The organism is Xanthomonas sp. WHRI 8932A, assembly GCF_035012785.1.
Lineage (GTDB): Bacteria > Pseudomonadota > Gammaproteobacteria > Xanthomonadales > Xanthomonadaceae > Xanthomonas.
Genome location: NZ_JAYGQQ010000011.1, coordinates 57,023 through 83,880 on the forward strand (window position 1 = coordinate 57,023; position 26,858 = coordinate 83,880).

Sequence of the window (26,858 nt, forward strand, 5' to 3'; positions counted from 1 at the left end):
GTGCGATATGCAGGGCCCGCCTCGTTGACAGGCGGGCCTTGTCGTTTCATCGAAAGGGCGACAGCGCTGTCATTGCCCGGACCAAGCGGCGTGCGCGCCGCGCCATGCGGTGCTCGGCGTGCTGCTGAGGTGTCGCCGCGCTCGCCACCGCCGCGCGCCGCGCGGTCTGCCCTGCCGCTTCGGCTTGGGCTTCGATTTCGGCTTCGATTTCGGTTCCGGTTCCGGTTCCGGTTCCGGCCTCGACCTCGACCTCGGCCTCGGCCTCGGCTTTGGCCTTGGCCTTGGCTTCCACTGCCGTGCCGGCTTCTGCCAATTGCCGTGCAAGCGCCACGTCGGCAATGTGCCCGTGCTGGAACAGCAACTCGGTAAAGATGCGCATGATCCTGCCCCCACTTGAGTGGAAGCCACAGTAGGCGCAGGCTTGGCCCTGCAAAAGCGAGGCTTTTGCAAGTCTGTATTGAATTCCATTCAAGGGTGAGCCATGTCGCGTCCGCCGCTTCACGCATTGCAGGGCTTCGTCAGTGCGGTGCGTCTGGGCAATCTGTCGCGCGCTGCCGCGTCGATGCATCTCACCGTCAGCGCGCTCAGTCACCAGGTGCGTGCACTCGAACAGCGCCTGGGCTATCGGCTGCTGCAGCGGCACGCGCGCGGCGTCAGCGCCACGCCGCAGGGGCAACAGTTGCTCGACCGCATCGCACCGCATCTGGATGCGATTGCCGAGGCGTTCCAGCCGTTCGCCGCGCGCCGCGAAGACACACTCACCCTGAGCATCACCCCGTCGATGGCCTCGGCATGGCTGGTGCCGCGCCTGAGCGATTTTCTGGCAGCCCATCCCACCATCGAGATCAATCTGCTTTCCAGCGAGCGACTGGTGGATTTCGAGCGCCAGCCGGACGTGGATGCGGCCATGCGCATCGGCGCCGGGCAATGGCCGGGCGTAATCGCCGAACCGTTGTTCGACGAATGGCTGGTGCCGATGGCCAGCCCGGCGCTGATCGCGCGCATGGGCGGCATCGATGCGCAGCCGCTGCAGCAATGGCCGCTGCTGGGCGACCCGGATGGCGACTGGCCGCGCTGGTTTACAACCTTCGGTGGCGAGCCGCCGCGTCGCTATGCCGCCGTGCTCGACGACTCCGAGTCCCATCACCGCGCGGCGCTGGATGGCGTCGGTGTGGCGATGGGGCGGGTGACGCGCGCACGCCTGTTGCTGGCATCCGGCCAACTGGTGGCGCTGTCCGCGCAACGGCTCAAGACCAGCTGGTCGCATTACCTGGTGTACCCGCCACGGTCGGCCGCACACACCGGCTTTCTCGCGTTTCGCGCATGGCTGCAAACACAGGCGCGCGAACATGCTGCGCACGCGCAGCAGGCAGCGGTCGCCCCGCATGCTGCGCTGCCCACCCCGCGTCGCCGCAAGCGCTGAGTACACTGCCGCCATGAGCCAGCTCCCGTTACCGCCGCAATCCGAACGCCGCGCGCTGGCGATCGCCCACGCCGTGTACGAAGCGTTCGAGGATTACCACGCACGGTTTTCAGAGATCACCGCACGTGCCAAGCAGCGCTTCGAAACGCGCGACTGGAGCGCTGCGCGCGATGACGCCGTCGCACGTATCGCGCTCTACGATCAGTACATCACCGAATGCATGCTGCGCCTGCGCGCCGTGCTGCTGGGGCAGGCGCACGACCGCGCGTTGTGGATGCGCGCACGCGGTCATTACGCCGCGCTGCTGGCCGGGTTGATCGATCAGGAGTTGTACAAGACCTTCTACAACACGCTGACGCGGCGTTACTTCGGCACTCATGGCGTGGATGCCGATATCGAATTCATCGCGCTGGATATTGAGCCCACCGATGCCATCACCGTGCCGGTCGCACGGCATACCTACGCCGTGTCGCCGGGCCGGCTGACCGACATGCTGGTGCGCGTGCTGGGCGATTACGCATTCGCCGTGCCGTATGCGCACCGCACCCGCTGCGCGGCGGCCATTGCGGTGCGTCTGCTCGACGATCTGGCGCATTGGGGTGAGCACCCGGTGCGCAGCGTCGAACTGCTGGAAACGGTGTTCTATCGCGAACGTCGCGCGTATCTGGTCGGGCGTGTGTTCGGCGAGCATCGGTTTTCGCCGTGCGTCATCGCGCTGATCAACGACGGTGCCGGCTTGCGCGCCGAAGCGGTGCTGACCAAGCGCAGCGATGTCGCGCAACTGTTCAGTAACTCGCGCAGTTATTTTCAGGCCGATCTGTCCACGGTCGGCGATGCGGTGGTGTTTCTGCGCAGCCTGCTGACCCATAAGCCGGTCGACGAGCTTTACACCATGCTGGGCCGCGCCAAGCAAGGCAAGACCGAGCGCTATCGCACGTTTTTCAGCCATTTTCAGGCGCAGCCGTCCGAGCAGCTGGTGCATGCCGATGGCACGCCCGGCATGGTCATGGTGGTGTTTACGCTGCCCAGTTATCCGCTGGTGTTCAAGCTCATTCGCGACCGTTTCGCCTATCCCAAGACCATGAGCCGCGCGCAGGTCGAAGGGAAATACGAATTGGTCTTCCAGCTCGATCGCATCGGCCGCCTGCTCGACGCACAGCCGTATCGATTTCTGCGCTTTCCCAAGGCGCGCTTCTCGCCAGCGCTGCTGGAAGAACTGCAGACCAGCTGCGCGATGAGCCTGAGCGAGGACGGCGACGATGTCCTGATTGCGCTGTGCTACGTGCAACGGCGGCTGCGCCCGCTCAATTTGTACCTGCGCGAACAACTACCCGAAGCCGCGCATGCCGCCGCGCTGGACTATGGCCAGGCGATCAAGGACATGGCGCGCAACAACATCTTTCCCGGCGACATGCTGCTAAAGAACTTCGGCATCACCCGCCATCAGCGCGCGGTGTTCTACGACTACGACGAGCTGTGTCTGATCACCGACTGCACCTTTCGCGACTGGCCCACGCCCACCACCTACGAAGAACAACTCGCCGCCGAACCCTGGTTCCACGTCGGCCCACGCGATGTATTTCCCGAGCGCTTCGCCTTGTTCATGGGCTTGCCGGCCTCGCAACTGGAGGCGGTCAAACATATCCACCCGGAACTGTTCGACGCGCAGTGGTGGCGCAACCTGCAAGCCCGGCTGCGCGAAGACGATTATCCGGACACTCCGCCGTATGCGGAGTCGCGGCGGCTTGCCTAGGCCGTTTCGTTTATAGCGGCAGGCTGGTAAAACGTGCGATCAACCAATGGAGTAAGACAATGCAGTGGAAGCAACGGTTAGGTCTGGGCATCCTTTTTTCGCTGGCAGCGATGGGCGTTGCGCACGCCAAGCCGGACGCTGCGCGTGCGCAGATCGAAGCGAGCATGAATGTCACCGGCGAGTTGACGCTGACCCCCGACGGCACCGTGACCGCAGTGGCGCTCGTCGACGAGGAGCGTTTGCCTGCAGCTGTCCGCGAGCGGATCAAGCACTCGGTGGCCGCGTGGCGGTTCGATCCGGTCAAGGACGATGGCAATGCCTTGCCGGCGCGGCTGCCGATGAGCTTGCTGCTGGTCGCCAAGCCTGGCGATGACAATCAATATCGGGTGTCGATCCGCAGCGCGCATTTCGGCGGCCAGACCCCGCAGGGCGTCAGCGCACAACCCAACGGCATGGCGCCGCCGCCCTATCCGGTCAATGCCTTCAGGGGCGGCGCTACCGGTGTGGTCTACCTGCTGCTCAAGATCGGACGCGATGGCAAGGTGGAAGATGTGGTTGCCGAACAGGTCAACCTCACCGCACTGGTTCCCGAGTCCAAGCGTGCGCGCTGGCGCAAGGAATTTGCCGACGCCTCCATCGCCAAGGCGCGCAGCTGGACCTTCACTGCGGCCACTGCCGGGTCTGAGCGCACTGCGCCGTTCTGGGAGATGCGCGTGCCGGTGACGTTCGACATCGCAGCGTCCGAGAAGGACCTGGATGCCAAGCAGAAAAAATGGCAGTCGTATTTGCCGGGCCCGCGTCAGACCGCGTCGTGGCGAATGCAGAATGACGCAGCCGCCACGACCGACAGCCCGGACGCCCTGCCGGGATCGGGATTGTTTTCCGTCCGCGGCGAAGGCGTACGCCTGATCACGCCGCTGCAGGAAGGCTAAGACGACTGGCGGTTCTGAATCGGCGCGGCGGGTGTTGCGCAGTCGGCCCGCTCTCAGATCAGCCCTCCGACGGCCGCTTGCACCACATACGGCCGTCGAGCTCTCGGTCAACACGGCAGTTGATCGGCAACGACCGCGCGCCAGTTCGAGCGAGCTTGGAAGACCAAGTGCTTTCTCACGCGAACGCCGCCCACAAAAAAGCCCCGCAGTGCGGGGCTTTCTCGTCGCGCTAATCCAGACCGGCCTCAGCGCTTCATCGAACTGAAGAACTCGTCGTTGGACTTGGTGGTCTTCATCTTGTCCAGCAGGAATTCCATCGCCGCGATCTCGTCCATCGGATGCAGCAGCTTGCGCAGGATCCAGATCTTCTGCAGCAGCTCCGGCTCGATCAACAGATCTTCGCGACGCGTGCCCGAGCGGTTGATGTCGATCGCCGGGTAGACGCGCTTTTCGGTGATGCGACGGTTCAAATGCACTTCGCTGTTGCCGGTGCCCTTGAACTCTTCGTAGATCACCTCGTCCATCTTGCTGCCGGTCTCGACCAGCGCCGTGGCAATGATGGTCAGCGAGCCGCCTTCTTCCACGTTACGTGCCGCACCGAAGAAACGCTTCGGACGGTGCAGGGCGTTGGCGTCCACACCACCGGTGAGCACCTTGCCGGAGCTGGGCACCACGTTGTTGTAGGCACGTGCCAGGCGGGTGATCGAGTCGAGCAGGATCACCACGTCCTTCTTATGCTCGACCAGGCGCTTGGCCCGCTCGATCACCATCTCGGCGACCTGCACGTGGCGCGCGGCCGGCTCGTCGAAGGTGGAGGAGATGACCTCGCCGCGCACGGTGCGCTGCATTTCGGTCACTTCTTCCGGGCGCTCGTCGATCAGCAACACGATCATGTGCACTTCGGGATGATTGCTGGTGATGGCCGTGGCCACCTGCTGCATCATCATCGTCTTACCGGCTTTCGGCGGGGAGACGATCAGCGCACGCTGACCCTTACCCTGCGGTGCCATCAGATCCAGGATGCGGCCGGTGATGTCCTCGGTGGACCCATCGCCACGTTCCAGACGGAACCGGCGACGCGGGAACAGCGGGGTCAGATTCTCGAACAGCACCTTGTTCTTGCTCGCTTCCAGCGGCTCACCATTGATGGTGTCCACGATCGACAGCGCAAAATAGCGCTCGCCATCCTTGGGGAAGCGGATGCGGCCGGACAAATGATCGCCGGTGCGCAGATTGAAGCGGCGGATCTGGCTGGGCGAGATATAGGTATCGTCCGGGCCTGCCAGGTAGCTGGCTTCGGCGGCACGCAGGAAACCGAAGCCGTCCGGCAGGATTTCCAGCACGCCGTCGGCGGCAACGCCTTCGCCATGGCGGGTCAGCACCTTGAGCAGGGCGAAGATCACGTCCTGCTTGCGCGCGCGCGCCACGCCTTCCTGGATGTTGAGCTGATCTGCGATGTCCAGCAGCTTCTGCGCCGGCATCCGCTTGAGATCGCTCAGGGAATACACCGGAAAGCCTTCCGGCACGGCCGGATGCGGACGCGCGATGAACGGCTCGTTGCTGCCATCGGAGGAGGGCATGCCGCCGCTTTCGTTGCCGAACCGATCGCGCGGGCCGCGGTCGCGGCGGTTGCGGAACCGGTCACGGCGGTTGCCCTGCTGGTTCTGCCCCTGACCCTGGCCTTGCTGGTTCTGACCAGCGTTCTGGCCCTGGCCCGGCTGCTGGCCTTGACCCTGACCTTGGGGCTGGCCCTGGCTTTGCGCCTGATTCTGGTTCTGCTGTTGCTGCGCCTGATTGAAGCGCTGCTGCTGCGACTGGCCGCCTTCGCGGGGCTCGCCGTGGCTGTCGCCGCCCTGGCTGTTACCGCTGTTACCGGGCGAACTGCCGGCGCCTGCGCCATCGCCGAACGTCTGCGCCGATGCCGAATTGGCAGCGTGCGACGGTGCCTGCGGGGCGCGTGGAGCGTCGGGTGCGGGACTGGCGGGCAAGGGCAGATTGGACTGCTGTGCGCCGGCATCGTCATGGGAGGCGGCGGTCTTGCTCACGCGCGGCTTGCGCACGCGCTTCTCGACGGGAGCGTCGACGCTGCTCCCGGTATCGGAGGAAGGATGATCGGACAAGTGCGTGATTCCTCGCTAAGGTGCGAGCGCCCGGCTGGGGGGCGAACTATTGGTAGATGGGAGTCTAGAAGAAGTTTCTAGAGGGGTACGGCGGCGCACGAACGTGTGCCGGACCAACTGACACTATCACCGCGACGCGCAACCGCGCAAGCGTCCGCCTTGGCAGGGTTTAACTACCGGCGAACCGCAGGGCGCCCATCGCTGGACGCCCGTTCACTCAGGCAGCCGCGCCGCCCAGGGTCTTGTCGATCATCTGGGTCAGCTGGCCCTTGCCGACCGCCCCGATCTGGCTCGCCTGCACTTGCCCGTCCTTGAACAGCAACAGCATCGGGATCGAGCGCACGTGGTATTTGATGGCCAGGGCGCGGTTCTGGTCCACATTGACCTTGGCAACCTTGAGCCTGCCCTGGTATGTATCGGCCAGATCGTCCAGCACCGGTGCGATCATCTTGCACGGGCCACACCATTCGGCCCAGAAATCCACCAGGACCGGTTCGCCGGATTGCAGTACTGCTGTATCGAAGTCGGCATCGCCGACATGTTGAACCTTGTCGCTCACGTTGGGTCTCCTGGAAACCAAACGGCCCACCCGGATCGGGCAGGCCGCCACATTGCGTTAAACTGGGGCATTGCGCGACTGAATCAAGTGTCAGTCCTGAAGCCGCGCTGTCCGCCACAAGAGCCGCAGTTTGCGACGCTGTCGGCATCGATGCAAGCCGCGCCCGGGCTGCCCAGGGCGCCTCACGAAGACGGAATAATGAGCGACAAACCGCTGACCGATTTGACTTTTTCCTCGTTCGACCTACAGCCGGCGTTGGTTGCCGGGCTGGAGAGCGCCGGGTTTACCCGCTGTACCCCGATCCAGGCATTGACCTTGCCGGTCGCGCTGCCGGGCGGCGATGTCGCCGGCCAGGCCCAGACCGGCACCGGCAAGACGTTGGCGTTTTTGGTGACGGTGATGAACCGCCTGCTGATCCGCCCGGCGCTGGCCGACCGCAAGCCGGAAGACCCGCGCGCGCTGATCCTGGCGCCCACCCGCGAGCTGGCGATCCAGATCCACAAGGACGCGGTCAAGTTCGGCGCCGACCTGGGCCTGCGCTTTGCGCTGGTCTACGGCGGGGTGGACTACGACAAGCAGCGCGAGCTGCTGCAGCAGGGTGTGGACGTGATCATCGCCACCCCGGGCCGGCTGATCGACTACGTCAAGCAGCACAAGGTGGTCTCGCTGCATGCCTGCGAGATCTGCGTGCTGGACGAAGCCGACCGCATGTTCGACCTGGGCTTCATCAAGGACATCCGCTTCCTGCTGCGGCGCATGCCCGAGCGCGGCACCCGCCAGACGCTGCTGTTCTCGGCCACGCTGAGCCACCGCGTGCTGGAGCTGGCCTACGAGCACATGAACGAGCCGGAAAAGCTCGTGGTGGAGACCGAAACCATCACCGCCGCACGCGTACGGCAGCGCATCTACTTCCCGTCTGACGAAGAGAAGCAGACGCTGCTGCTGGGCCTGCTGTCGCGCAGCGAAGGTGCGCGCACCATGGTGTTCGTCAACACCAAGGCGTTCGTCGAGCGCGTGGCACGCACCCTGGAGCGCCATGGTTATCGCGTCGGTGTGTTGTCCGGCGACGTGCCGCAGAAGAAGCGCGAGTCGCTGCTCAACCGCTTCCAGAAGGGCCAGTTGGAGATCCTGGTCGCCACCGACGTGGCCGCGCGCGGCCTGCACATCGACGGGGTCAAGTACGTCTACAACTACGACCTGCCGTTCGATGCCGAAGATTACGTGCACCGCATCGGCCGCACCGCGCGTCTGGGCGAAGAGGGCGATGCGATCAGCTTCGCCTGCGAGCGCTACGCGATGAGCCTGCCGGACATTGAGGCCTACATCGATCAGAAGATCCCGGTTGAGCCGGTGACCACCGAGCTGCTGACACCGTTGCCGCGTGCGGCGCGCGTGGCGGTGGAAGGCGAAGAGGTCGATGAAGACGCTGGCGACAGCGTGGGCACCATCTTCCGCGAGGCGCGCGAGCAGCGTGCGGCCGAAGAACAGCGCCGCGGTGGCGGTCGCAGCGGTCCGGGCGGCGCCTCGCGCAGTGGCAGTGGCGGCAGTCGTCGCGACGGTGGCAGTGCCGATAGCAAGCCGCGTCCGCGTCGCAAGCCGCGCGTCGAGGGCGAGGCTCCGGTTGCAGCGGCTGCAGCGGTCCCACCGGTGATTGCTGAAGCCGCTGCGGCTGCACCGTCCACCCTCGACGTCGACGTCGACGTCGAGGGCGAGCGCGCACCGCGCAAGCGTCGTCGCCGTCGCAACGGCCGTCCGGTCGAAGGCGCCGAGCCGGTCGCATCCACGCCGGTGCCCGCACCCGCCGCGCCGCGCAAGCCGACCCAGGTGGTCGCCAAGCCAGTGCGTGCCGCCGCCAAGCCGGGCGGCAGTCCGTCGCTGCTGAGCAGGATCGGCCGCCGTCTGCGTTCGCTGGTCTCGGGCAACTGACCACTGGCGGCATCAATCGCATCGCCGGTCTTCGGCGATGCGACGTAAGCGCTGGCGCTCCGGCATAATCGCTGGATGACCGTTCTGCGTTTCGACAACGTCAGCAAGCACTACGCCGGGGGCCACCAGGCGCTGACCGATGTCAGCTTCGAAGTGGCCGATGGCGAGATGCTGTTCGTGACCGGCCACTCCGGCGCCGGCAAAAGTACGTTGCTCAAATTGATCCACCTCAGCGAGCGTCCCAGCCAGGGCGCCGTGCTGTTGGGCGAGCGCAACCTGCTCAAGGTGCGTGGCCGGCAGATTCCGCTGCATCGTCGCCAGGTGGGCGCGGTCTATCAGGACCATCGTCTGCTCAACGACCGCAGCATCGCCGAGAACGTGGCGTTGCCGTTGATCCTGCGCGGCACCCGCCGCGCCGAGATCGGCAAGCGCGTGCGCTCTGCACTGGAACGTATCGGCCTGGCTCATCGCGAAAAAGCCTTGCCGTCGCAGCTGTCGGCGGGCGAGCAGCAACGCGTGGGGATTGCGCGTGCCATCGTTGGTGAGCCGCGCCTGCTGGTGGCCGATGAGCCCACCGGCAATCTCGACCCGGCACTGGCCGCCGAAATCATGCAGTTGTTTGCCGAACTGCCCGCGCGCGGCACCAGCGTGCTGGTGGTCAGCCACGACCTTGCCTTGCTCAAGCAGATGCGCAAGCGCGTGCTGATCCTGGATCACGGCCGCCTGGTCGACGACATCTCGCCGCAGGATCTGGCCGAATGAGCAAGCTCGCCAATACCGAAGCCGTGGCGCCGTCGCGCTTCGGCGTGTGGATCGACCACCACCTGCACAGCATCGCCTTCAGCCTGGGCCGCGCGATGCGCAAGCCGTGGGCAACGCTGCTGACCATCGTGGTGATGGCCTTGGCGCTGGCGCTGCCGCTGGGGCTGTCGATCGCGCTGGACAACGTCAAGCTGTTGGCTGGCAGCGTGCAGCAGTCGCGCGAAATCAATCTGTTCCTCAAGGTCGATGTCGCCGCCGATGCCGCGCAAGCGCTTGCCGGCGAGTTGCGTGCGCGCACCGACGTGGCCCAGGTGACGCTGCGTACGCCGGAGCAGGGGTTGGCCGCGTTGCGCGAGAGCGCAAAACTCGACGAAGCCGCCGATGCCCTGGGCGAGAATCCGTTGCCGACGCTGCTGATCGTCACCCCCACCGATGCGGCCGACGACGCGCAGCTGGCTAGCGCGTTGCAGGCCTTGCCGCAGACCGACCAGGTGCAGCACGACGCGTTGTGGCGCAAGCGTCTGGATGGCTGGCTGCATTTCGGCGAACGCCTGGTGCAGGTGCTGTCGGCGCTGCTTGGCATCGGCGCGGTGCTGGTGGTCGGCAACACGGTGCGGCTGGATATCCAGTCGCGGCGCGAAGAGATCGGCGTGCTGCAATTGCTCGGTGCCAGCGATGGCTTCATCCGTCGCCCGTTCCTGTATCTGGGTGCGTGGTACGGGCTGGGCGCCGGCGCTGTTGCGCTCGCTCTCATCGCCGCCTCGGGCTTGGCATTGCGCGCGCCATTGGCCACATTGGCCGATAGCTACGGCAGTTCCTTTACCCTGCACGGGCTGGATCTGCTGCATTCTGTGATGGTGCTGATCGGCACCCTGGTGCTGGGTTGGCTGGGCGCCTGGCTGGTGACCGGCCATTTCCTTCGTCAGACCCGTCCCACCGAGACCTGAGGCCTGCCATGCATCCACCAGATCTCAAACACCTGATCAGCGACGCACCACGTGTGATGGTCGTCGATGGTTCGAAGCTGGTACGCAAGCTCATTGCCGACGTGCTCCGGCGCGACCTGCCCAATGTGCAGGTGATCGGTTGCGCCAGCATTGCCGAAGCGCGCGCTGCGCTGGAGTCCGGTGCGGTGGATCTGGTCACCACCTCGCTGTCCTTGCCCGATGGTGATGGCCTGACCCTGGCGCGCAGCGTGCGCGAAGCGGCCGGCCAGGCCTATGTGCCGGTGATCGTGGTGTCCGGCGATGCGCAGCAGCATCTGGTCGAGCGTCGTTTTACCGAGTACGTCACCGATTATTTCGATAAGGCGCTGGGCCATGAAGCCCTGGCGACCTTTATCCGCGGTTATGTGCAGCCCGAGCCGGTGGTGGGCGCCACCGTGCTCTACATCGAAGACAGCCGCGTGGTGGCCGAGGCGACCAAGCGCATGCTCGAGCGCCAGAGCCTGAAAGTGGTGCACGTGCTCACCGCCGAGGATGCGTTTGCGCTGCTTACCGCCGAATCGCTAGGCCGCACCGAGCGCCGTATCGACGTGGTGCTGACCGACGTGACCCTGAAAGGCGAGCTCAACGGCCGCGATGTGGTCGAGCGCATCCGCATCGATTTCGCCTACGGCAAGCGCCGCCTGCCGGTGCTGGTGATGACTGGCGACACCAATCCGCGCAACCAGTCCGAACTGCTGCGCGCTGGCGCCAACGACCTGGTGCAAAAACCCATCGAAGAGCGCCTGCTGGTGACCAAGGTGTTGTTCCAATTGCGGCTGGCACGCCTGGAAGACCAGGCCATCACCCTATGACCGAAGTGGAAGGGCGTATCCAGCTGGAACCGTCGTGGAAGGCAAAGGTGGGCGACTGGTTGCTGCGCCCGGAGATGCAGGAGCTGTCGGCCTTTCTGCGCCAGCGCAAGGCGGCTGGCGCGCGGGTGTTTCCGCCCGGCCCGCAGATGTTTGCCGCCTTCGATGCCACCCCGTTCGATCAGGTCAAGGTGGTGATCCTGGGCCAGGATCCGTACCACGGTGAGGGCCAGGCGCACGGGCTGTGCTTTTCGGTCCTGCCCGGCGTGCCGGTGCCGCCGTCGCTGCTCAATATCTACAAAGAGATTCAGGACGACCTCGGCATCCCGCGTCCCGATCACGGCTATCTGATGCCGTGGGCGCGCCAGGGCGTGTTGCTGCTCAATGCGGTGCTGACGGTGGAGCAGGGCCGCGCCGGCGCGCACCAGAACAAGGGCTGGGAAGGTTTCACCGACCATGTGGTGGAGACGCTCAACCGCGAGCGCGAAGGCCTGGTGTTCCTGCTCTGGGGCAGCTACGCGCAGTCCAAGGGCAAGGTCATCGACCAGGCACGCCACCGCGTGTTCAAGGCGCCGCATCCTTCGCCGTTGTCGGCGCATCGCGGCTTTCTGGGATGCAAGCATTTCTCCAAGACCAACGAGCACCTGCAGCGTCGCGGCATCCAGCCGGTCGATTGGTCGTTGCCGCCGCGCAACGCCTTGGATACAACGTCGGCCGCCGGCTGAACAACCCTTGCGCACGCGCATTTCGCCACAGGTTTGTCACGGTCTGCGCAGGGGCGCAGTGGTAGCGTAGGGCTTGAATTCGGGGAGCTGTGCGGTAGAACGCCGCCAAGGCTGAAAGCCCGAACGTCCTATAAATGGAACGCTGGGAACTCTTTCTGTACCCGGCAGTCCAATAGTTCGACTGCTAAGATGGTGCCTATGAACCAGACTACCTCGACTGCCCTTGTGGCAAACAATCTCCCGATTCCCAGTGCGCTCGGTTCGCTGGACGCCTACATCGGTGCCGTGCACCAGATTCCGGTGCTGTCGGTCGATGAGGAACAGAATTTGGCCCGCCGCTTCCGCGACGAGCTGGATCTGGACGCAGCGCGTGAATTGGTCCATTCCCATCTGCGCTTCGTGGTGCACGTGGCCCGCGGTTACAACGGCTACGGCCTGCCGCTGGGCGACCTGATCCAGGAAGGCAATATCGGCCTGATGAAGGCGGTCAAGCGCTTCGACCCCGAAATGGGCGTGCGCCTGGTCAGCTTCGCGGTGCACTGGATCCGTGCCGAAATGCACGAGTTCATCTTGAAGAACTGGCGCATCGTCAAGGTCGCCACGACCAAGGCGCAGCGCAAGCTGTTCTTCAACCTGCGCAAGTCCAAGACCCGTCTGGGCTGGCTCAACGCCTCCGAAGTGACCGCGGTCGCCAAGGATCTGAACGTCTCCGAGCGTGAAGTGATGGAGATGGAGTCGCGCCTGTCCGGCCGCGATATCGGCTTCGATGCGTCGTCGGATGAAGACGACGATCATGGCCCGCCGTCGCCGGTCAGCTATCTGGTGGCTAATGAGGAAGATCCCTCGCAGGCCTATGAGCGGCACGACAGCGAAGACAACCAGCTGCAGTTGCTGCGCGAAGGCATGGCCGGTCTGGATACCCGCTCGCGCGACATCGTTAAGCGCCGTTGGCTGGATTCGGAGTCCAAGGTGACGCTGCAGGAGCTGGCCGACGAATACGGCGTCTCGGCCGAGCGTATCCGCCAGATCGAAGCGAACGCGCTGAAGAAGATGAAGGCACTGTTCGTCGCCTGATCGGTTCGATCACGCGGTACATGCTGCACGAACGGCCCGGTTGATCCGGGCCGTTTGCGTTGGCGGTGTGCGGTTTCCACGGACTCCAGAAACCTGACGCACTGTCCAGGCAATGCGGCCGGCATCTATTGCCATGAGCGACAACCACTACTCCGGCAAGCGGGCCACCGGCAGATGCCAGCCATAACGGATCGCCATGAAGCGCAGGCCAAAGCACACCCCGGCACCGGTTGCCAGCGACCAGGCTTGCGGCACGCCGAGCACATGTCCGACCGCAACGAGGCCACCGCCGGCAAGCGCGGCGACCGCATATAACTCCGCTTGCAAGACTACCGGCGTGCGGGCGACCAGCAGGTCGCGTGCGATGCCGCCACCGATGCCGCTGAGCATGCCCAGCAACGTGGCGCTCAACGGGCTGAGGTTGTAGTCCAGCGCCTTGCTGGTGCCGTAGACCGCAAACAGCGCCAGACCCGCCGCGTCGAAAATCTGCACCGGGTTGCGCAGGCGCTCCACTGCCGCGTGCCAGTAAAACCCGGCGACGCCGGCCAGGCAGGCGGTGAGCAGATACTGCGGGTGGACCAGTGCCGCCGGCGGGGTGGCGCCGATCAACACATCGCGCACGATGCCGCCGGAGACAGCGGCCGCGCACGACAGCACCAGCACGCCGAATAGGTCCAGGCGGTTGCGCACTGCCACGGTCGCGCCGCTCAGGGCGAACACGAAGGTGCCGAGCAGATCCAGCAGGAACAGGACAGTTGCCACACGTAGACCGTCGAATCAGGCCGCACAGCATCGCGCACGGCCGGTGGCGCTGTCATCCGTCCTTGGTGTTGGGCGGCGGGTCGTCGGTTGCGCCACCGAAAATGATGCGTGCGGCGCGCTGGTAGCTCCAGTACGCCATGGCCCAGTTCACCAACACCACGAAGCGGTTGCGGAAGCCGATTAGGAAGTAGACGTGCGCGGCCAGCCAGAACCACCACGCCACGATGCCGGACAGCTTGAGCTTGCCCACGTGCACGATGGCGGCCATGCGGCCGATGGTGGCCAGGTTGCCGAAGTCCTGATACCGGAACGCGGTTGCCGTCTGACCGCGCTGGCGCGCACGGATCGCCTTGGCGATGTGTTTGCCCATCTGCTTGGCCGCCGGCGCCACGCCCGGTACCGGGCGACCGTTCTGCTGCACCGACGCCAGGTCGCCGCCGACGAAGATCTCCGGGTGGCCTGGCACGCTCAGGTCCGGCGCCACCAGCACGCGGCCGGCGCGATCCAGCGGCACGCCCAGCGTGCGCGCCAGCGGCGAGGCGGCAACGCCGGCGGCCCACACCACGGTGCGCGCGGGGACGAAGCTGTCGCCAAGCTGGTAGCCCAGCGCATCGATATGGGTCACCGGCGTGCCGGTGTGGACTTCCACGCCCAGCCGCTCCAGCTGCTTGCGCGCCTTGTCGGTGAGATCGTCGGGGAACGACGGCAACACGCGCGGGCCGGCTTCGACCAGGCGCACGCGCGCCTGGCGCGGGTCGATGTGGCGGAATTCGTTCTTGAGCGTGTGGCGGGCGATCTCGGCCAGGGTGCCGGCCAGCTCGACACCGGTGGGGCCGCCGCCGACCACTGCAAAGCTCAGCCAGGCCGCACGCGCGGCTGGGTCGGATTCGGCCTCGGCGCGTTCGAAGGCCAGCAGCAGCTTGCGGCGCAGCACCAGCGCGTCGTAGAGGGTTTTCAGGCCGGGCGCATGTTCGGCCCATTGGTCGTTGCCGAAGTAGGCATGGGTGGCGCCGGTGGCCAGCAGCAACATGTCGTAGCCGAGCGTCTTGCCATCGGTCAGTACCACTTCGCGACGGGTTGGCGCGATTTCGGCCACATCGCCAAGCAGCACTTCGACATTGCGCTGCTCGCGCAGGATATGGCGCAGCGGTGCGGCAATATCCGGTGCCGACAGCCCGGCGGTGGCGACCTGGTACAGCAACGGTTGGAACAGATGGTGGTTTTGCCGGTCGATCAATGTGATGCGGATGGCGGGGTCATCGAGCGCGCGGGTCGCCCACAAGCCGGCGAAACCGCCGCCGACCACAACCAGATGCAAGGGAGCGGGGGAGGGAGATGAGGTCATCGTAGGTCCGATGGAAGGCAACGCGGGCACGACAGAATGCCAAATTTCCAATGAACATGACGCGTTGGCGCCGCGTGGCTGCGGCATCATGTCGCATCCACTTCTGACGGCCATCGCATGTCCTCATTGCCACCGCCCTTGCCGCCGCTGTCGCCAGCCGCCATGCCTACCGCAGCGTCGGCTGTCCCGCCCGCGCCTGCGGCCAGGAAAAAGCTCAGCAGCGTGGCGATCGGGCTGATCGGCGTGCTGGCTTGCGCAACGCTGTTCGGGATCGTGGTCCTGGCAGCGAGCGTGTGGCTGCTCGGCATCGGCTGGTCGTTGTTTACCGATCAGGCGCGTACTGCACTGCAAGCCGACGCCGTGGTGCAGGAACATATCGGCCAGATCCACACGATGCGGGTCGATCTGTACCGCACGAGTCTGGCGCAGGGAAGCGAGGAGTTTGTGTTCAATGTGGAAGGCGATCGCGGCGCCGGCCGCGTGCAGGCCACCTGGGTCAGTGCCGACTCCGAGCAGGAGATTCTGACCGACGGAGAACTCATCATGCGCGATGGCAGGCACTTCGCGCTGCCGGCCGCGGACGATAGCGAGCTCGAAACCGAAACCGAAACCGAAACCGAGATAGAAACCGAATCGGAAATAGAAACCGAATCGGAGATGCAAACCGACGCGGGCACGTCTTTGGAGGAACGCGCATGACCGACAATCCCGACAAACGGATCGCCTTGCTGATCGATGCCGACAATGCGCCGGCCGGCAAGATCGATGTGGTGCTGGCGGAAGTGGCGCGCTATGGCGTGGCCAACGTGCGCCGCGCCTACGGCAACTGGAAGAGCCCGCACCTGAAAGGCTGGGAAGCGGCCTTGCACGATTATGCGATTCGGCCGATCCAGCAGTTTGCCTATAGCTCCGGCAAGAACGCCTCGGATATGGCGATGGTGATCGATGCGATGGACCTGCTGTACGCGCGCAATCTGGATGGGTTTGCGATCGTCTCCAGCGATGCGGATTTCACCCCGCTGGTGATGCGCCTGCTCACCGATGGCATGAAGGTCTATGGCTTTGGCGAGAAGAAAACCCCGGCGCCGTTCGTCAACGCCTGCTCCAAATTCACCTATGTGGAAGCGCTGGGCGAGCAGGCCGCCGCGGCCCGCGATACCGCGGCCGGGCGCAAGGATGCCACCGCGTTGCGCAGCGATACGCGCCTGGTGCAGATGCTGCGCAACGCCATCGTCAGCGCATGCGAGGACGATGGTTGGGCGTTGTTGAGCGCGGTGGGCAAGCAGGTGGCTAACCAGGCTTCGTTCGATCCACGCAATTACGGCTATCGCAAACTCAGCGATCTGGTGCGCGCGATCGGCCTGTTTGAGCTCAAGCTGGACGAGCAGGCCTTGTGGGTACGCGATACGCCCAAGGGCAGCGACAACCTTGCGAAAACTGCCGTGCCTGCTGTTGCACCGGAGCCGCAAGCCAGCCCCAAGCGTGCAGCGCGCGCAACAGCCAAACCTGCCACCGGAAAATAACGATGACGCACGACGCGATGGCATCCGCACAGCCGACGATCACGCTGTGGGGGCGTCGTAATTCCAGCAATGTACGCAAGGTGTTGTGGTGTGCCGAAGAGGCCGGTGTGGCCTATACGTCGATCGAGGTGGGCGGCGCTTTCGGCGGCAATGACACGCCGGCCTATCGCGCGCTGAATCCGAACGGCGTGGTACCGACCTTGCAGGATGGGGAGTTGGTGGTGTGGGAATCCAATGCGATCGTGCGGTACCTCGCCGCGCAGTACGCACCGGCGTTGTATCCGTCATCGCCGGCCGAGCGCGCAGTGGGCGATCGCTGGATGGACTGGACCACCTCGACCTTTGCCAGCGTGTTTCGCGACCTGTTCTGGGGCGTGCTGCGCACACCCGAGGCCGAGCGCGATGCCGCACGTATCGCTTCAGCACTGGCGCAGTCGGGCGAGCTGCTGGCACGCGCCGATGCGGCGTTGGCGCAGCAGCCGTATCTGTCCGGCGAGCGCTTCGCGATGGGCGATATTCCGCTGGGCAGTTTCATCTATGCATGGTTCGAAATGCCGATCGAGCGGCCTGCGTTGCCGCATTTGCACGCGTGGTATCAGCGCTTGCGCACACGGCCTGCATACCAACGCGGCGTGATGACGGCGCTGACCTGAGTTTCGAGCCACCGCTCAGGCCAGCGTTGTTCATTGCAGGCACCGAACGCGCCGCCGACCCCACATGCTTCTGCAAGTGACGTGGGCCTTGTACATCGCGCGGCGCTGATAGCGCGCGTTGTCGTAGGAGCGCACCTGGGCGCGACGCAACGTGACCGGGAATGCCCTCGCGCCCAGGTGCGCTCCTACAGAACCTGGGTACACCGCGCCACGTGCGTCTGGCTGCAACTCCGTATGCGATACGCCCTGCGCTAATACAGATCGATCGGGTCCACATCCAGCGACCAGCGCACGCGGCGCGCCTGCGGGAGCGCATAGATGGCCGGAAGCTGCGCATCGAGCAGGCGATGCAGCGCCGAGCGTTGCTGTGCGGACAGCAACAACTGGGTGCGCTGGAAACCGGCGCGGCGCGGCATCGGCGCAGGCATCGGGCCGTAGCACTCCACCTCTGCAAACGCGGGCGATTGTGCGCTGGTGTCGGCCGTGGCCAGTTCGCGCACCGCCATCAGGAACTGGTTGGCCGCCGCGACATCCTTGGCTTCGGCGCGGAACAGCGCCAGATGCGCAAACGGCGGGAAGCCGGCGGCCTCGCGCTGCTGCAGTTCGGCATCGGCGAAGGCGTGGTAGCCGCCATTGACCAGGGTCTGCAGCAGCGGATGTTCGGGATGGTGGGTTTGCAGCCAGACCTCGCCGGGGCGATCGGCGCGCCCGGCGCGTCCTGCCACCTGGATCAGCTGCTGGGAGAGTTTTTCGGCGGCACGGAAGTCGGCGGAGAACAGGCCTTCATCGATGCCGACCACCACCACCATGGTCAACCGCGGCAGGTCGTGGCCCTTGGCCAGGATCTGGGTGCCGACCAGGATGCCGGCATCGGTGCCGAGCCGGGCGAGCTGGGTTTCCAGGCTGTCGCGGCGCTGGGTGGTGCTGCGGTCGATGCGCACCACCGGGAATGCCGGAAACGCCTCGGTCAGCCGTTCTTCCAGTCGCTCGGTACCGATGCCCTGCGGCTGCAAGGCCAGGCTGGCGCAGGCCGGGCAGGCCAGCGGCGCCTGCTGGCGGGCGCCGCAGTGGTGGCACTGCAGGCGGCGGCCGCCGGCGTGCACGGTCATCGGGGTCTGGTGCAGCGGCGTGCTGCAGCGCTGGCAGGCAGCGGTCCAGCCGCAGTCGTGGCATAGCAGCACCGGCGCATAGCCGCGGCGGTTCTTGAACACCAGCACCTGCTCGCCGCGCGCCAGGGTGGCGCCGATACCGGCCAGCACCTCCGGCGACAAGCCGTCCTTGAGCGGGCGCTTGCGCACGTCCAGCACACGCACACGCGGCGGGCGCGCGTCGCCGGCGCGCTGCGACAACCGCAGGTGCTGGTAGCGGCCGGAATAGGCGTTGTGCAGGCTTTCCAGCGACGGGGTCGCGCTGCCCAGGATCACCGGCACGTCCAGCGCCTTGCCGCGCACCAGAGCGAAGTCGCGGGCGTGGTAGCGGATGCCGTCCTGTTGCTTGTAGCTGCCGTCGTGTTCCTCATCGATCACGATCAGCCCGGCGTTGGGCAGCGGGGTGAACACCGCCGAACGGGTGCCGACGATCAGTTTGGCTTCGCCGCGCCAGGCCGCCGCCCAGACGCGGGCGCGTTCGCCATCGGACAGGCCCGAATGCAGCGCATGCACCGGCACGCCCAGGCGCGCGCGGAAGCGGCCGAGCGTCTGCGGGGTCAGGCCGATTTCCGGGACCAGCACCAGCGCCTGCTTGCCGGCGGCCAGGCAGTCGGCGATCGCCTGCAGGTAGACCTCGGTCTTGCCGCTGCCGGTCACGCCGTCGAGCAGATAGGTGGCAAAGCCGGTGTGCGCCCGGATCGCGGCGGCGGCAGCGCGTTGTTCGTCGTTGAGTGCCGGGCCAGTGCCGGGCCGTGGCGCGATGGCATCGGCCGGCACCGCCACGCGTTCGGCGTGGCCGCGCTTGACCAGGCTGCGTGCAGCCTCGCGCCACTGCGGCAGCAGCGGGTCCAGCTGTTCTTCGCCCACCGCACCGGTCTGCAACAGGGCGGCGAGCAGGGCGGGCCGGCTGCCCGCACGCAGGCTGCTCGCCCCGGTACGCCCGGCCTCGGTGAGCTGCCAGGCCCAGGCATGGGTGTCGGCCAGCGGCTCGCCGCGCCGTAGCGGGCCGGGCAGGGCACTGGCCTGGGCCTCGCCGAGGGGAGCATGGGTATAACGGGCCAGCCACCGCAGAGAGCGTGCCAGTTCATCCACCAGCAGCGGCGCCTGGTCGCACCAGGCCAGTGCCGGGCGCAGGCCATCGGCCGATGCCAGCTGGCCGATCTCCACCACCACCCCAATCAACTCGCGCGACCCGAACGGCACCCGCACACGGCAGCCGACCTGCGTTGGATCGGTCAGCGGGGCGTCGGCAGGTGGCAGGTAATCGAACAGCTGGGGCAGCGGCACCGGCAAGGCGACGCGCAAAGTGAGGACGGTGGAAGGCATGCGCTCAGTCTACCGACACTGTCCAGCACCCCCGACTTGCGCAATTTCACTCGTGAAGACGGTGTGATCACTTGCGGCGCCTTTCTGTGACCCAAGTGATAAATACGACGTAAACCTATGTGAGGCCTGAGGAAACGGGTTTATCCACACTGCCTGTGGATAAGCCTGTGAATTAGTCTCGTGCTCCACGCGGTGAAGGCGGATTCACTTGCCTTGGCAACCTCTTGGACATTTTTTCGCCACACATCGAAATTGAATATATATCAATAGCTTAGGCGTGAAACACGATTGCAACAAAGAAAAAACAACAGTTGACAGACGGTCGCGTATCGGTGTGTCTGCCGCTGTGCACAACGTACGCGGATAGCGCTCGCGACCGGATCGAGGGTCGTGCGATCTGTCAAGCGGTCGGCGTGGCGGACGTGCGTCGGTATCATGCCGGCCGATGCTGGAGTTCACATGACCGTAGTCCCTGATGCCCCCGTTACCCCCGCCGCACTATCAGCCTTTCTGCGGGGTGTGGAACGCCGGGGCCTGGTACTAGCGCAGCTGCAATGCGGCGACGTGGCGGCAGCCGAGCGGGCGTTGGCCGCTGCCCTGCGCGCTTTCAGCAGCCAGGCAGCGGGACGGCCGATGGCCGGCTGGCCGATGCGCTTCTGGAGCCTGCTGGCAACCGCGCCGCCACTGCGCCGCGAGCCCATGCCTGGCACCTGGCTGCCGCCCTTCACCGTACTGGGCCGGATGCAGACCTCCGACCGGCTGGCGCTGCTGCTGCGGATCGTGGCCGGGCTGGAAGAGGAGGCCGCCAGCGACGTACAGGGCATCGCGGTGGCGGATTATCGACAGTCGCTGGCGCGTGCCTGTCCACGCGATGCGGCCGGCAATCCCGATGCACAGGCGTGGCGGGTGCTGGCCGAGGCGGCGCAAACGGAGCTGCGCGATCTCACCCCGTCTCAGCTGACCCGGCTCAGCCAGTTGCGCGACGCCTCGCTGGCCGGCGTCGCGCTGCAACCCGCCATCCCGGCAGAGGCGCCGCCCGCGCCACGCCGCGCCACCCCGGCACAGGTCCGCCCCAAGCGGCAATGGCAGTGGCCACAGCTGGATCGGCGCCATGCCGGTATCGCTCTGGGGGGACTCGCACTGGTGCTGCTGCTGACGGTGCTGGGCTGGTGGTGGACCCACCGACGGCCCAGCTTGCCGCCCGAGCCGGTCTCGCAGGCGCCGGCCGGGGTGCTGCATGTCACCGATGCCGCGCCAGTGGTGGTGGAAGAACTGCCGGCGTCCGACCTGCCGGAGGCTCCTGCCGCCCCGGGCATGGATCCACGCGACCAGACGATGCTGGCCGACCCGGACCTGGAGTTGGCGCGTGCGTCAGACTTTTACGCCTGGTACGCCGCCGGCCACCCGGTGCCGGCTGACGAATCCGGCGCGCATGCCACCGCGGCTGAGCAGCCTTCCGCCCCTCTGGAGACGGTCGATGACGACAACTAAGTGGTTCGGCCTGCTGATGTTCGCCAGTGCCGGCATCGCCGGTGCGCAGGCCTTGCCAGCGGCATTGGACGAAAGCGGGCACACCGAACCTGCCAGCGCGCCCGCCCCGGCGGCAGCGCCCAGTGCCGCGCAGCAACGCGCGCGCTGGGCGGCACTGACGCCGGCACAGCAGGCCAACCTGCGTGCGCGCTATGCCGCGTGGAAAGACCTGACCGCCACCGACCGCGTGGTGTTGCGGCAGGCGCGCGAACGGCTGCACAGCCTGCCCGAGGACCAGCAACGCGCCTTGAGCACCCAGTTCAGCGCGATGGATCGCCTGCATCGCGATGGCTGGCGTCTGGGGTCGCAGGTGGGCGCGTTCTATCCGCAGCTGCAGCCGCTGATCGGCTATGTGCCGGTCGACCAGCGCGAGCGCGTGCTGGCGGTGCTGCGCAGCCTGGATGCCGGCCAGCTGGAACAGCTGGCGGTCCTCGCCCAACGCACCCCGCCGCAGGACCGCGATGGGTTACGCGATGCCTTGCTGGCCGAAGCCCCGGCCACCCGCAGCGCCTGGCTGAAGCGGCAACTGGCGCGCTGATCGCCGATGCGCGGTGCATTGCCGCGCGTTGGCGCGGCAAGTGCTCATCGACCTGCGTTGTGCGAATAACGCGTCCGTCAATCGCGTAACCCGCGTTGCACCGCGCTGTCGGGCCCGTGCGACTGCAGCGCCGCAGTTGCAGTACGCAGCGTCAAAGACGCGCCAGACTCGCCACCATCAAGAGCGCGGCAGCAAACGTGACCACGACGAAATAAATGCTGCCCAGGCCGAGGTATTTCAGCACCGTGGCTGACCACGATTGGCCGTACACGTGGCGCTGCATCCCCAGCAGATACAGCGGCATCCACACTGCCAGCCCGAATTGGAGCAGGCCGATGCTCCAGGCAATCGGGGGAGCCACCTGCGTCACCGATTCCCTGAGCAGCGACAGCAGCAGCATCGCCAGCAGGTTCAGGCAAAGAAACGCATGGCTGTACAGCGCCACCACCAGATGTTCCAGATACACCCGCCCGCTGCGCAGATAGAACACGCGCAACAACAGCGCAAACAACGGCACCAGCACCAGCAAGGTGGATGGCACCGCGGCGAAGAACGCGTTGTAGAGCAGTTGCGGATTGCTGCGCAGGCGCGGCAGGTTGGCGCGGATGTGGTCCAGCTGCACGTTGAGCCAGCGGTTGGCGAACTGCGGCAACGGCGCAACCGTCAGCGGGTTGCTGACCGGGTCCCAGGGTTTGCCTCCCAACGAAAAGAACGTGCTGTTGTCTGGGGCATCGACCGCCGGCGCAGCGCTTTCCAGCCGCGCGCCCTGGTGCAGTTGCGCCAGCCGCTTGCGCGCCTCGCTTTCGGCGCGGGCGATGCCGGCATCCACGCCGTCGCGCGCGATGCCTGCCGGCACTACCTTGCGGGTCTGGGTGAGCGTGCCGACGATCTGCGCACGCACCGCTTCCACCTGCGCCGGCGTGCGCGCATACGCAAAATCCTTCGGTACGGCGCTGTGCGTGGTGCCTGGCGCCGCGACGTCCTCGTCAGAGGCATGCACCGCGATACGTGCAATGAAAAAGGTCAACAGGCTGACCACCAGAAACAGCCGCATCGGCGCGACATAGCGCACCCGTTGCCCACTCAGAAACCGCAGTGCCACGCGGCCGGGCACCAGCAGATCGCGCAAGGTGCGGAAGATCCGCCCATCCAGGTGCCAGAACGACTCGAAGACTTCTTCCACCGCGTGCGCGACGCTGCGCACCGGGCTATGCGCGCTTTGCCCGCAGGCGTGGCAAAACGCGCCTTGCAATGCGGTGGAACAGTTTTCACAGTCCGATGGATGCAATGCGGTCGGGTGCAGGGACATGAGCCAGGTCCAGTTGGCGGTGATGGAGAGGCCACGTGCCCGATGCGATACCGCGAAGGTCCACGCCTGGCACACGGTATAGCGTCAGCATGCGGCTGCCGGGAAACATCGGCAGCTGCTTTTGTTGCCGCGCACATAGCAGCGAGCGCGGCGAGAACTGCCCAGGCGCGCGTCAGGGCGCAATCGGAAAGTACGCGTAAGATAGCGGCCCCACGCGACCCGGTGCCAGCGCCTCCCGGCACGGCCGTAGTCCGCGCAGCAATCGGTGTGTCATGTCTGTTTCTCCTGCCCCCGCGTCCGCGACGCCAGGCTTCGCCGCGGAAGTGCGCACCACCGGCCTGCTGGCCTTGCCGCTGGTGCTCGGTCACGTCTCTACCGGCTTGATCGGGTTTGTCGACAACGTCATCGCCGGCCACCACGGCACTGCGACGCTGGCGGCGGTGACCATCGGCACCGCGCTGCTATGGCTGCCGATGCTGGTGCCGATCGGGACGCTCATTTCCTTGACCGCCTCGGTGTCGCAATTGCGTGGCGCCGGGCGCGAGCGCGAGATTGGCCCGTTGTTTCGCCAGGCGTTGTGGCTGTCGCTAGGGCTGAGCGCATTGATGTTCGCGTTTCTGAGCGTGGTGCCGCCGCTGCTGCCCACTTTCGGGATTGCGCCGGACATCGTGCCGGGTGCCACCGACTTTCTGCACGCGGTGCGCTGGGGCGTGCCGGCGCTGACGTTCTACTTCTGCATGCGCTATCTCAGCGAAGGCATGCACTGGACGCTGCCGACCATGCTGCTGGGGTTTGGCGGCTTGCTGGTGCTGGCGCCGCTGGGTTATGTGCTGACCTACGGCAAGTTCGGCTTTGCCGAGCACGGTGCCGAAGGCCTGGGCATGGCCTCGGCCATCACCATGTGGGTGCAGGCCAGCGTATTCGCGCTGTATCTATGGCGCGCGCGGCGCTTTGCGCACCTGGAGTTGTTCACCCATCTGGAAGGGCCGCGTTGGCGCGCCATCGGCGATCTGTTGCGCACCGGGCTGCCGATCGGCATCACCGTGCTGATGGAAGGCGGCCTGTTTATCGTCACTGCGCTGTTGATCGGCCGGCTGGGCTCGACCGAAGCGGCGGCGCACCAGATCGCCATCAATGTGGCGCAGCTGTGCTTCATGGTGCCGATGGGCGTGGCCGAGGCCACCACCGTGCGCGTCGGTCACGCGGTGGGGCGTGGCGATCCGTTGGCCATTCGGCGTGCCACCTGGGCCGGTTACGCCATCGTGCTGGGCACGCAGGCGTTGTCGGCAAGTGCGCTGCTGCTTGGCCACGACGCCATCGTCGGTGTGTATACCAACGATGTGACGGTGGCCGCGCTGGCATCGGTGTTGCTGCTGTTTGCCGCCACCTTCCAGTTTCCCGACGGTATCCAGGTGCTCTCGGCCGGCGCGCTGCGCGGGCTCAAGGACACCCGCGTGCCGATGTTCCTGGCGATGTTCTCGTATTGGGGTGTGGGCATGCCGATCGGCGCCGGGCTCGGCCTGGGATTGGGCTGGGGGCCGCAAGGCATGTGGATCGGCCTGATCCTGGGCCTGACCACCGCGTCGATTCTGATGGGCCTGCGTTTCCGGCAGACCAGCCGGCGGCTGACTGCCGACGCGACCCCCTGACTTTCAGCGCATGCCGTGGGCGGTGCGCAGCCGGTATGCTGGGCAGCATTACGTACATGCAGCGTCTTTTCGACGGAGTTTTCCATGAACCACCCCGTGCGTCGCAGTCCCATCGCCAGTTTCTTCGTCGGCCTGTGGGACGTGATGAATTTCACCCGGCGCCTGATCTTCAATCTGGTGTTCTTCGGTTTCCTGTTCCTGATGCTGCTGGTGCTCGTGGTAGCGATGGCGCGCGGCGACGGCACCAAGCCGCTGGCCGAGCGCACAACGTTGGTCATCAACCCCGAAGGCACGCTGGTCGAACAGTTCAGCGCCGACCCGGTGAGCCGCTCGCTGGCCAAGGCCGTGGGCGACAAGAGCGCCGAAGAGGTGCAGTTGCGCGACCTGGTGCGGGTGATCGAAGCGGCCGGCAAGGACCGCAAGATCGAGCGGGTGTTGTTGAATCTGGACAAGCTGCAGCCGTCCGGCTTCGCTTCGCAGCGCGAAGTGGCCGCCGCATTGCAGAAGCTGCGTGCTTCCGGCAAGCAGATCGTGGCCTTCAGCGAGAGCATGAGTCAGGGCCAGTACCTGCTCGCCGCGCAGGCCAACGAGGTCTATCTGGATCCGATGGGCAGCGTGCTGCTGGAAGGCCTTGGGCGCTATCGCCAGTACTTCCGCGAAGGCTTGCAGGACAAGCTCGGCGTGGACGTGCACCTGTTCCGCGTGGGCGAATACAAGTCCGCTGCCGAGCCGTACATCCTCGACGCGGCCTCGGCCGATGCCAAGGAAGCGGATCTGTTCTGGATGAACGACGTGTGGCAGCGCTACCTGGCCGACGTCGGCACCGCGCGCAAGCTCACCCCGGCGCAGCTGACCGCCGGCATCGACACGCTGCCTGAAGGCGTGGTGGCCGCAGGTGGCGATCTGGCCAAGTTCGCGCTGCAGCAGAAACTGGTCGACGGGCTCAAGACCCGCGAGGACGTCGATGCGCTGCTGACCAAGCGCGGCGTGGCCGACAGCGATGCCGACAGCGGCTTCCGCAATATCGGCTTCAACGATTATCTGAGTCAGTTGCAGGCACAGCGCTCGCCGATGGACAGCCGTCCGCAGGTGGCCGTTGTTGTGGCGGCCGGCGAGATCAGCGGCGGCGAGCAGCCGGCCGGCCGCATCGGTGGCGAATCCACCGCCGCGTTGCTGCGCCAGGCGCGCGACGACGAAAAGGTCAAGGCGGTGGTGCTGCGCGTGGATTCGCCGGGCGGTGAAGTGTTCGCCTCCGAGCAGATCCGTCGCGAAGTGGTCGCGCTCAAGCAGGCCGGCAAGCCGGTGGTGGTGTCGATGGGCGATCTGGCCGCTTCGGGCGGGTACTGGATCAGCATGAACGCCGATCGCATCTATGCCGACCCGTCGACCATCAGTGGCTCGATCGGCATCTTCGGCATGGTGCCGAATCTGACCCGCGCGCTGGACAAGATCGGCGTGCACACCGACGGCGTGGGCACTACGCGGTTTGCCGGCGCGTTCGACATCACCCGTCCACTGGACCCGGCCGCCGGGCAGGTCATCCAGGCGGTGATCAATAAGGGCTATGCCGATTTCACCGGCAAGGTCGCGCAGGCGCGTCACCAATCGGTGGAGGCCATCGACAAGGTCGCCCGCGGGCGCGTGTGGAGCGGTGCGCAGGCCAAGCAGCATGGCTTGGTGGATGCGTTCGGCGGCATGCAGGACGCGGTGGCCGATGCGGCCAATCGCGCCAAATTGAGCAAGGGCAAGTTCCGCGTGCACTACGTGGAAAAGCCGGCCACGCCGTTCTCGCAGTTCATGAGCGGATTTGCCGGCAGCCGCATGGGTGCGTGGATGCTGAGCGACTCGGGCATGGCGCGTGCCATGTTGGCGCGCTCGCTGCCGGAAGTGGACACGCAGCTGCGTTTCGTCGAAAGCGCCGTGCACGACAGCAAGGCCGGTGGCACGCCGGTCAAGGCGCTGGCGTATTGCTTCTGCGGGTTCTAAAGCGGCAAACCAGGCTACTG

The 26,858-nt window shown here is 66.0% G+C and carries 23 protein-coding genes; 16 read left to right on the forward strand and 7 right to left on the reverse strand.

Annotated elements, in window-relative coordinates:
- Nucleotides 1-46 precede the first annotated feature (46 nt).
- Entirely contained in the window at nt 47-379 is a 333-nt protein-coding gene (locus tag VC212_RS17905; protein ID WP_115560241.1) for a hypothetical protein, read from the reverse strand.
- 102 nt (nt 380-481) lie between these two features.
- Here VC212_RS17905 and VC212_RS17910 point away from each other — a divergent pair, with 102 nt between their 5' ends.
- Genes VC212_RS17910 through VC212_RS17920 form a run of 3 tightly spaced genes read left to right on the forward strand, consistent with a single transcriptional unit; the run spans nt 482 to nt 4,108 of the window.
- On the forward strand, nt 482-1,423 hold the full coding sequence (locus VC212_RS17910; protein WP_055847558.1) for a LysR substrate-binding domain-containing protein: 942 nt from the start codon (nt 482-484) through the stop codon (nt 1,421-1,423).
- Nucleotides 1,424-1,436: 13 nt separating this feature from the next.
- Complete coding sequence (aceK, locus tag VC212_RS17915) at nt 1,437-3,176, forward strand: bifunctional isocitrate dehydrogenase kinase/phosphatase (protein WP_055850212.1); 1,740 nt, start codon at nt 1,437-1,439, stop codon at nt 3,174-3,176.
- Nucleotides 3,177-3,235: 59 nt separating this feature from the next.
- Nucleotides 3,236-4,108: a hypothetical protein gene (locus VC212_RS17920; protein ID WP_055847561.1), complete on the forward strand. Its 873-nt coding sequence runs from the start codon at nt 3,236-3,238 to the stop codon at nt 4,106-4,108.
- Nucleotides 4,109-4,353: 245 nt separating this feature from the next.
- On the opposite strand, the gene rho is transcribed toward VC212_RS17920, so the two are convergent.
- The gene (gene rho / locus VC212_RS17925) at nt 4,354-6,228 is read right to left on the reverse strand and encodes a transcription termination factor Rho (protein WP_055847564.1); all 1,875 of its coding nucleotides are present in this window, start codon (nt 6,226-6,228) and stop codon (nt 4,354-4,356) included.
- Nucleotides 6,229-6,445: 217 nt separating this feature from the next.
- Nucleotides 6,446-6,787: a thioredoxin TrxA gene (gene trxA, locus VC212_RS17930; protein WP_046964286.1), complete on the reverse strand. Its 342-nt coding sequence runs from the start codon at nt 6,785-6,787 to the stop codon at nt 6,446-6,448.
- Nucleotides 6,788-6,985: 198 nt separating this feature from the next.
- Between trxA and rhlB the strand changes: the two genes are divergently transcribed.
- From rhlB to rpoH, 6 genes are all read left to right on the forward strand, one after another.
- On the forward strand, nt 6,986-8,713 hold the full coding sequence (rhlB, locus tag VC212_RS17935; RefSeq protein WP_323515083.1) for an ATP-dependent RNA helicase RhlB: 1,728 nt from the start codon (nt 6,986-6,988) through the stop codon (nt 8,711-8,713).
- A gap of 75 nt (nt 8,714-8,788) precedes the next feature.
- Nucleotides 8,789-9,475, forward strand: a complete 687-nt coding sequence (ftsE, locus tag VC212_RS17940; protein ID WP_003484499.1) for a cell division ATP-binding protein FtsE — start codon at nt 8,789-8,791, stop codon at nt 9,473-9,475.
- The gene (gene ftsX, locus VC212_RS17945) at nt 9,472-10,422 is read left to right on the forward strand and encodes a permease-like cell division protein FtsX (RefSeq protein WP_115559215.1); all 951 of its coding nucleotides are present in this window, start codon (nt 9,472-9,474) and stop codon (nt 10,420-10,422) included. Before ftsE ends, ftsX begins: the two co-directional genes overlap by 4 nt.
- An 8-nt stretch (nt 10,423-10,430) precedes the next feature.
- A complete protein-coding gene (locus VC212_RS17950) occupies nt 10,431-11,273 on the forward strand; it encodes a response regulator (protein ID WP_055847573.1) in 843 nt (280 codons plus the stop codon).
- Nucleotides 11,270-11,995: a uracil-DNA glycosylase gene (gene ung, locus VC212_RS17955; protein WP_055847577.1), complete on the forward strand. Its 726-nt coding sequence runs from the start codon at nt 11,270-11,272 to the stop codon at nt 11,993-11,995. Before VC212_RS17950 ends, ung begins: the two co-directional genes overlap by 4 nt.
- A gap of 198 nt (nt 11,996-12,193) precedes the next feature.
- The gene (gene rpoH, locus VC212_RS17960) at nt 12,194-13,069 is read left to right on the forward strand and encodes an RNA polymerase sigma factor RpoH (RefSeq protein ID WP_005987961.1); all 876 of its coding nucleotides are present in this window, start codon (nt 12,194-12,196) and stop codon (nt 13,067-13,069) included.
- 147 nt (nt 13,070-13,216) lie between these two features.
- Here the strand turns inward: rpoH and VC212_RS17965 are convergent, their stop codons facing one another.
- Nucleotides 13,217-13,831: a trimeric intracellular cation channel family protein gene (locus VC212_RS17965; protein ID WP_055847585.1), complete on the reverse strand. Its 615-nt coding sequence runs from the start codon at nt 13,829-13,831 to the stop codon at nt 13,217-13,219.
- Nucleotides 13,832-13,883: 52 nt separating this feature from the next.
- Nucleotides 13,884-15,176 carry an NAD(P)/FAD-dependent oxidoreductase gene (locus VC212_RS17970; protein WP_115554745.1) on the reverse strand — a complete coding sequence of 431 codons (1,293 nt, stop codon included), beginning with the start codon at nt 15,174-15,176 and terminating at the stop codon, nt 13,884-13,886.
- 117 nt (nt 15,177-15,293) lie between these two features.
- Here VC212_RS17970 and VC212_RS17975 point away from each other — a divergent pair, with 117 nt between their 5' ends.
- Genes VC212_RS17975 through VC212_RS17985 form a run of 3 tightly spaced genes read left to right on the forward strand, consistent with a single transcriptional unit; the run spans nt 15,294 to nt 17,352 of the window.
- On the forward strand, nt 15,294-15,875 hold the full coding sequence (locus VC212_RS17975; RefSeq protein WP_115554744.1) for a hypothetical protein: 582 nt from the start codon (nt 15,294-15,296) through the stop codon (nt 15,873-15,875).
- A complete protein-coding gene (locus VC212_RS17980; protein WP_115554743.1) occupies nt 15,872-16,699 on the forward strand; it encodes an NYN domain-containing protein in 828 nt (275 codons plus the stop codon). The genes VC212_RS17975 and VC212_RS17980 overlap by 4 nt, the downstream gene beginning before the upstream one ends.
- 2 nt (nt 16,700-16,701) lie before the next feature.
- Entirely contained in the window at nt 16,702-17,352 is a 651-nt protein-coding gene (locus VC212_RS17985; protein WP_161964743.1) for a glutathione S-transferase, read from the forward strand.
- Nucleotides 17,353-17,603: 251 nt separating this feature from the next.
- Here VC212_RS17985 and VC212_RS17990 read toward each other — a convergent pair whose 3' ends face one another.
- On the reverse strand, nt 17,604-19,826 hold the full coding sequence (locus tag VC212_RS17990; RefSeq protein ID WP_115554742.1) for a primosomal protein N': 2,223 nt from the start codon (nt 19,824-19,826) through the stop codon (nt 17,604-17,606).
- A 459-nt stretch (nt 19,827-20,285) separates the two neighbouring features.
- On the opposite strand from VC212_RS17990, the gene VC212_RS17995 reads away from it, so the two are divergent.
- Nucleotides 20,286-21,317, forward strand: coding sequence for a hypothetical protein (locus VC212_RS17995; protein ID WP_323515082.1), 1,032 nt, complete (start codon nt 20,286-20,288; stop codon nt 21,315-21,317).
- Nucleotides 21,304-21,894: a DUF3106 domain-containing protein gene (locus tag VC212_RS18000; protein WP_323515080.1), complete on the forward strand. Its 591-nt coding sequence runs from the start codon at nt 21,304-21,306 to the stop codon at nt 21,892-21,894. The genes VC212_RS17995 and VC212_RS18000 overlap by 14 nt, the downstream gene beginning before the upstream one ends.
- Nucleotides 21,895-22,045: 151 nt before the next feature.
- Here VC212_RS18000 and VC212_RS18005 read toward each other — a convergent pair whose 3' ends face one another.
- On the reverse strand, nt 22,046-23,203 hold the full coding sequence (locus VC212_RS18005; RefSeq protein WP_323515079.1) for a DUF3667 domain-containing protein: 1,158 nt from the start codon (nt 23,201-23,203) through the stop codon (nt 22,046-22,048).
- A 272-nt stretch (nt 23,204-23,475) separates the two neighbouring features.
- Here VC212_RS18005 and VC212_RS18010 point away from each other — a divergent pair, with 272 nt between their 5' ends.
- Together VC212_RS18010 and sppA are read left to right on the forward strand one after the other, a co-directional pair.
- Nucleotides 23,476-24,852: an MATE family efflux transporter gene (locus tag VC212_RS18010; RefSeq protein ID WP_055847614.1), complete on the forward strand. Its 1,377-nt coding sequence runs from the start codon at nt 23,476-23,478 to the stop codon at nt 24,850-24,852.
- An 84-nt stretch (nt 24,853-24,936) separates the two neighbouring features.
- Complete coding sequence (gene sppA / locus VC212_RS18015; protein ID WP_115554739.1) at nt 24,937-26,838, forward strand: signal peptide peptidase SppA; 1,902 nt, start codon at nt 24,937-24,939, stop codon at nt 26,836-26,838.
- Nucleotides 26,839-26,858 lie beyond the last annotated feature (20 nt).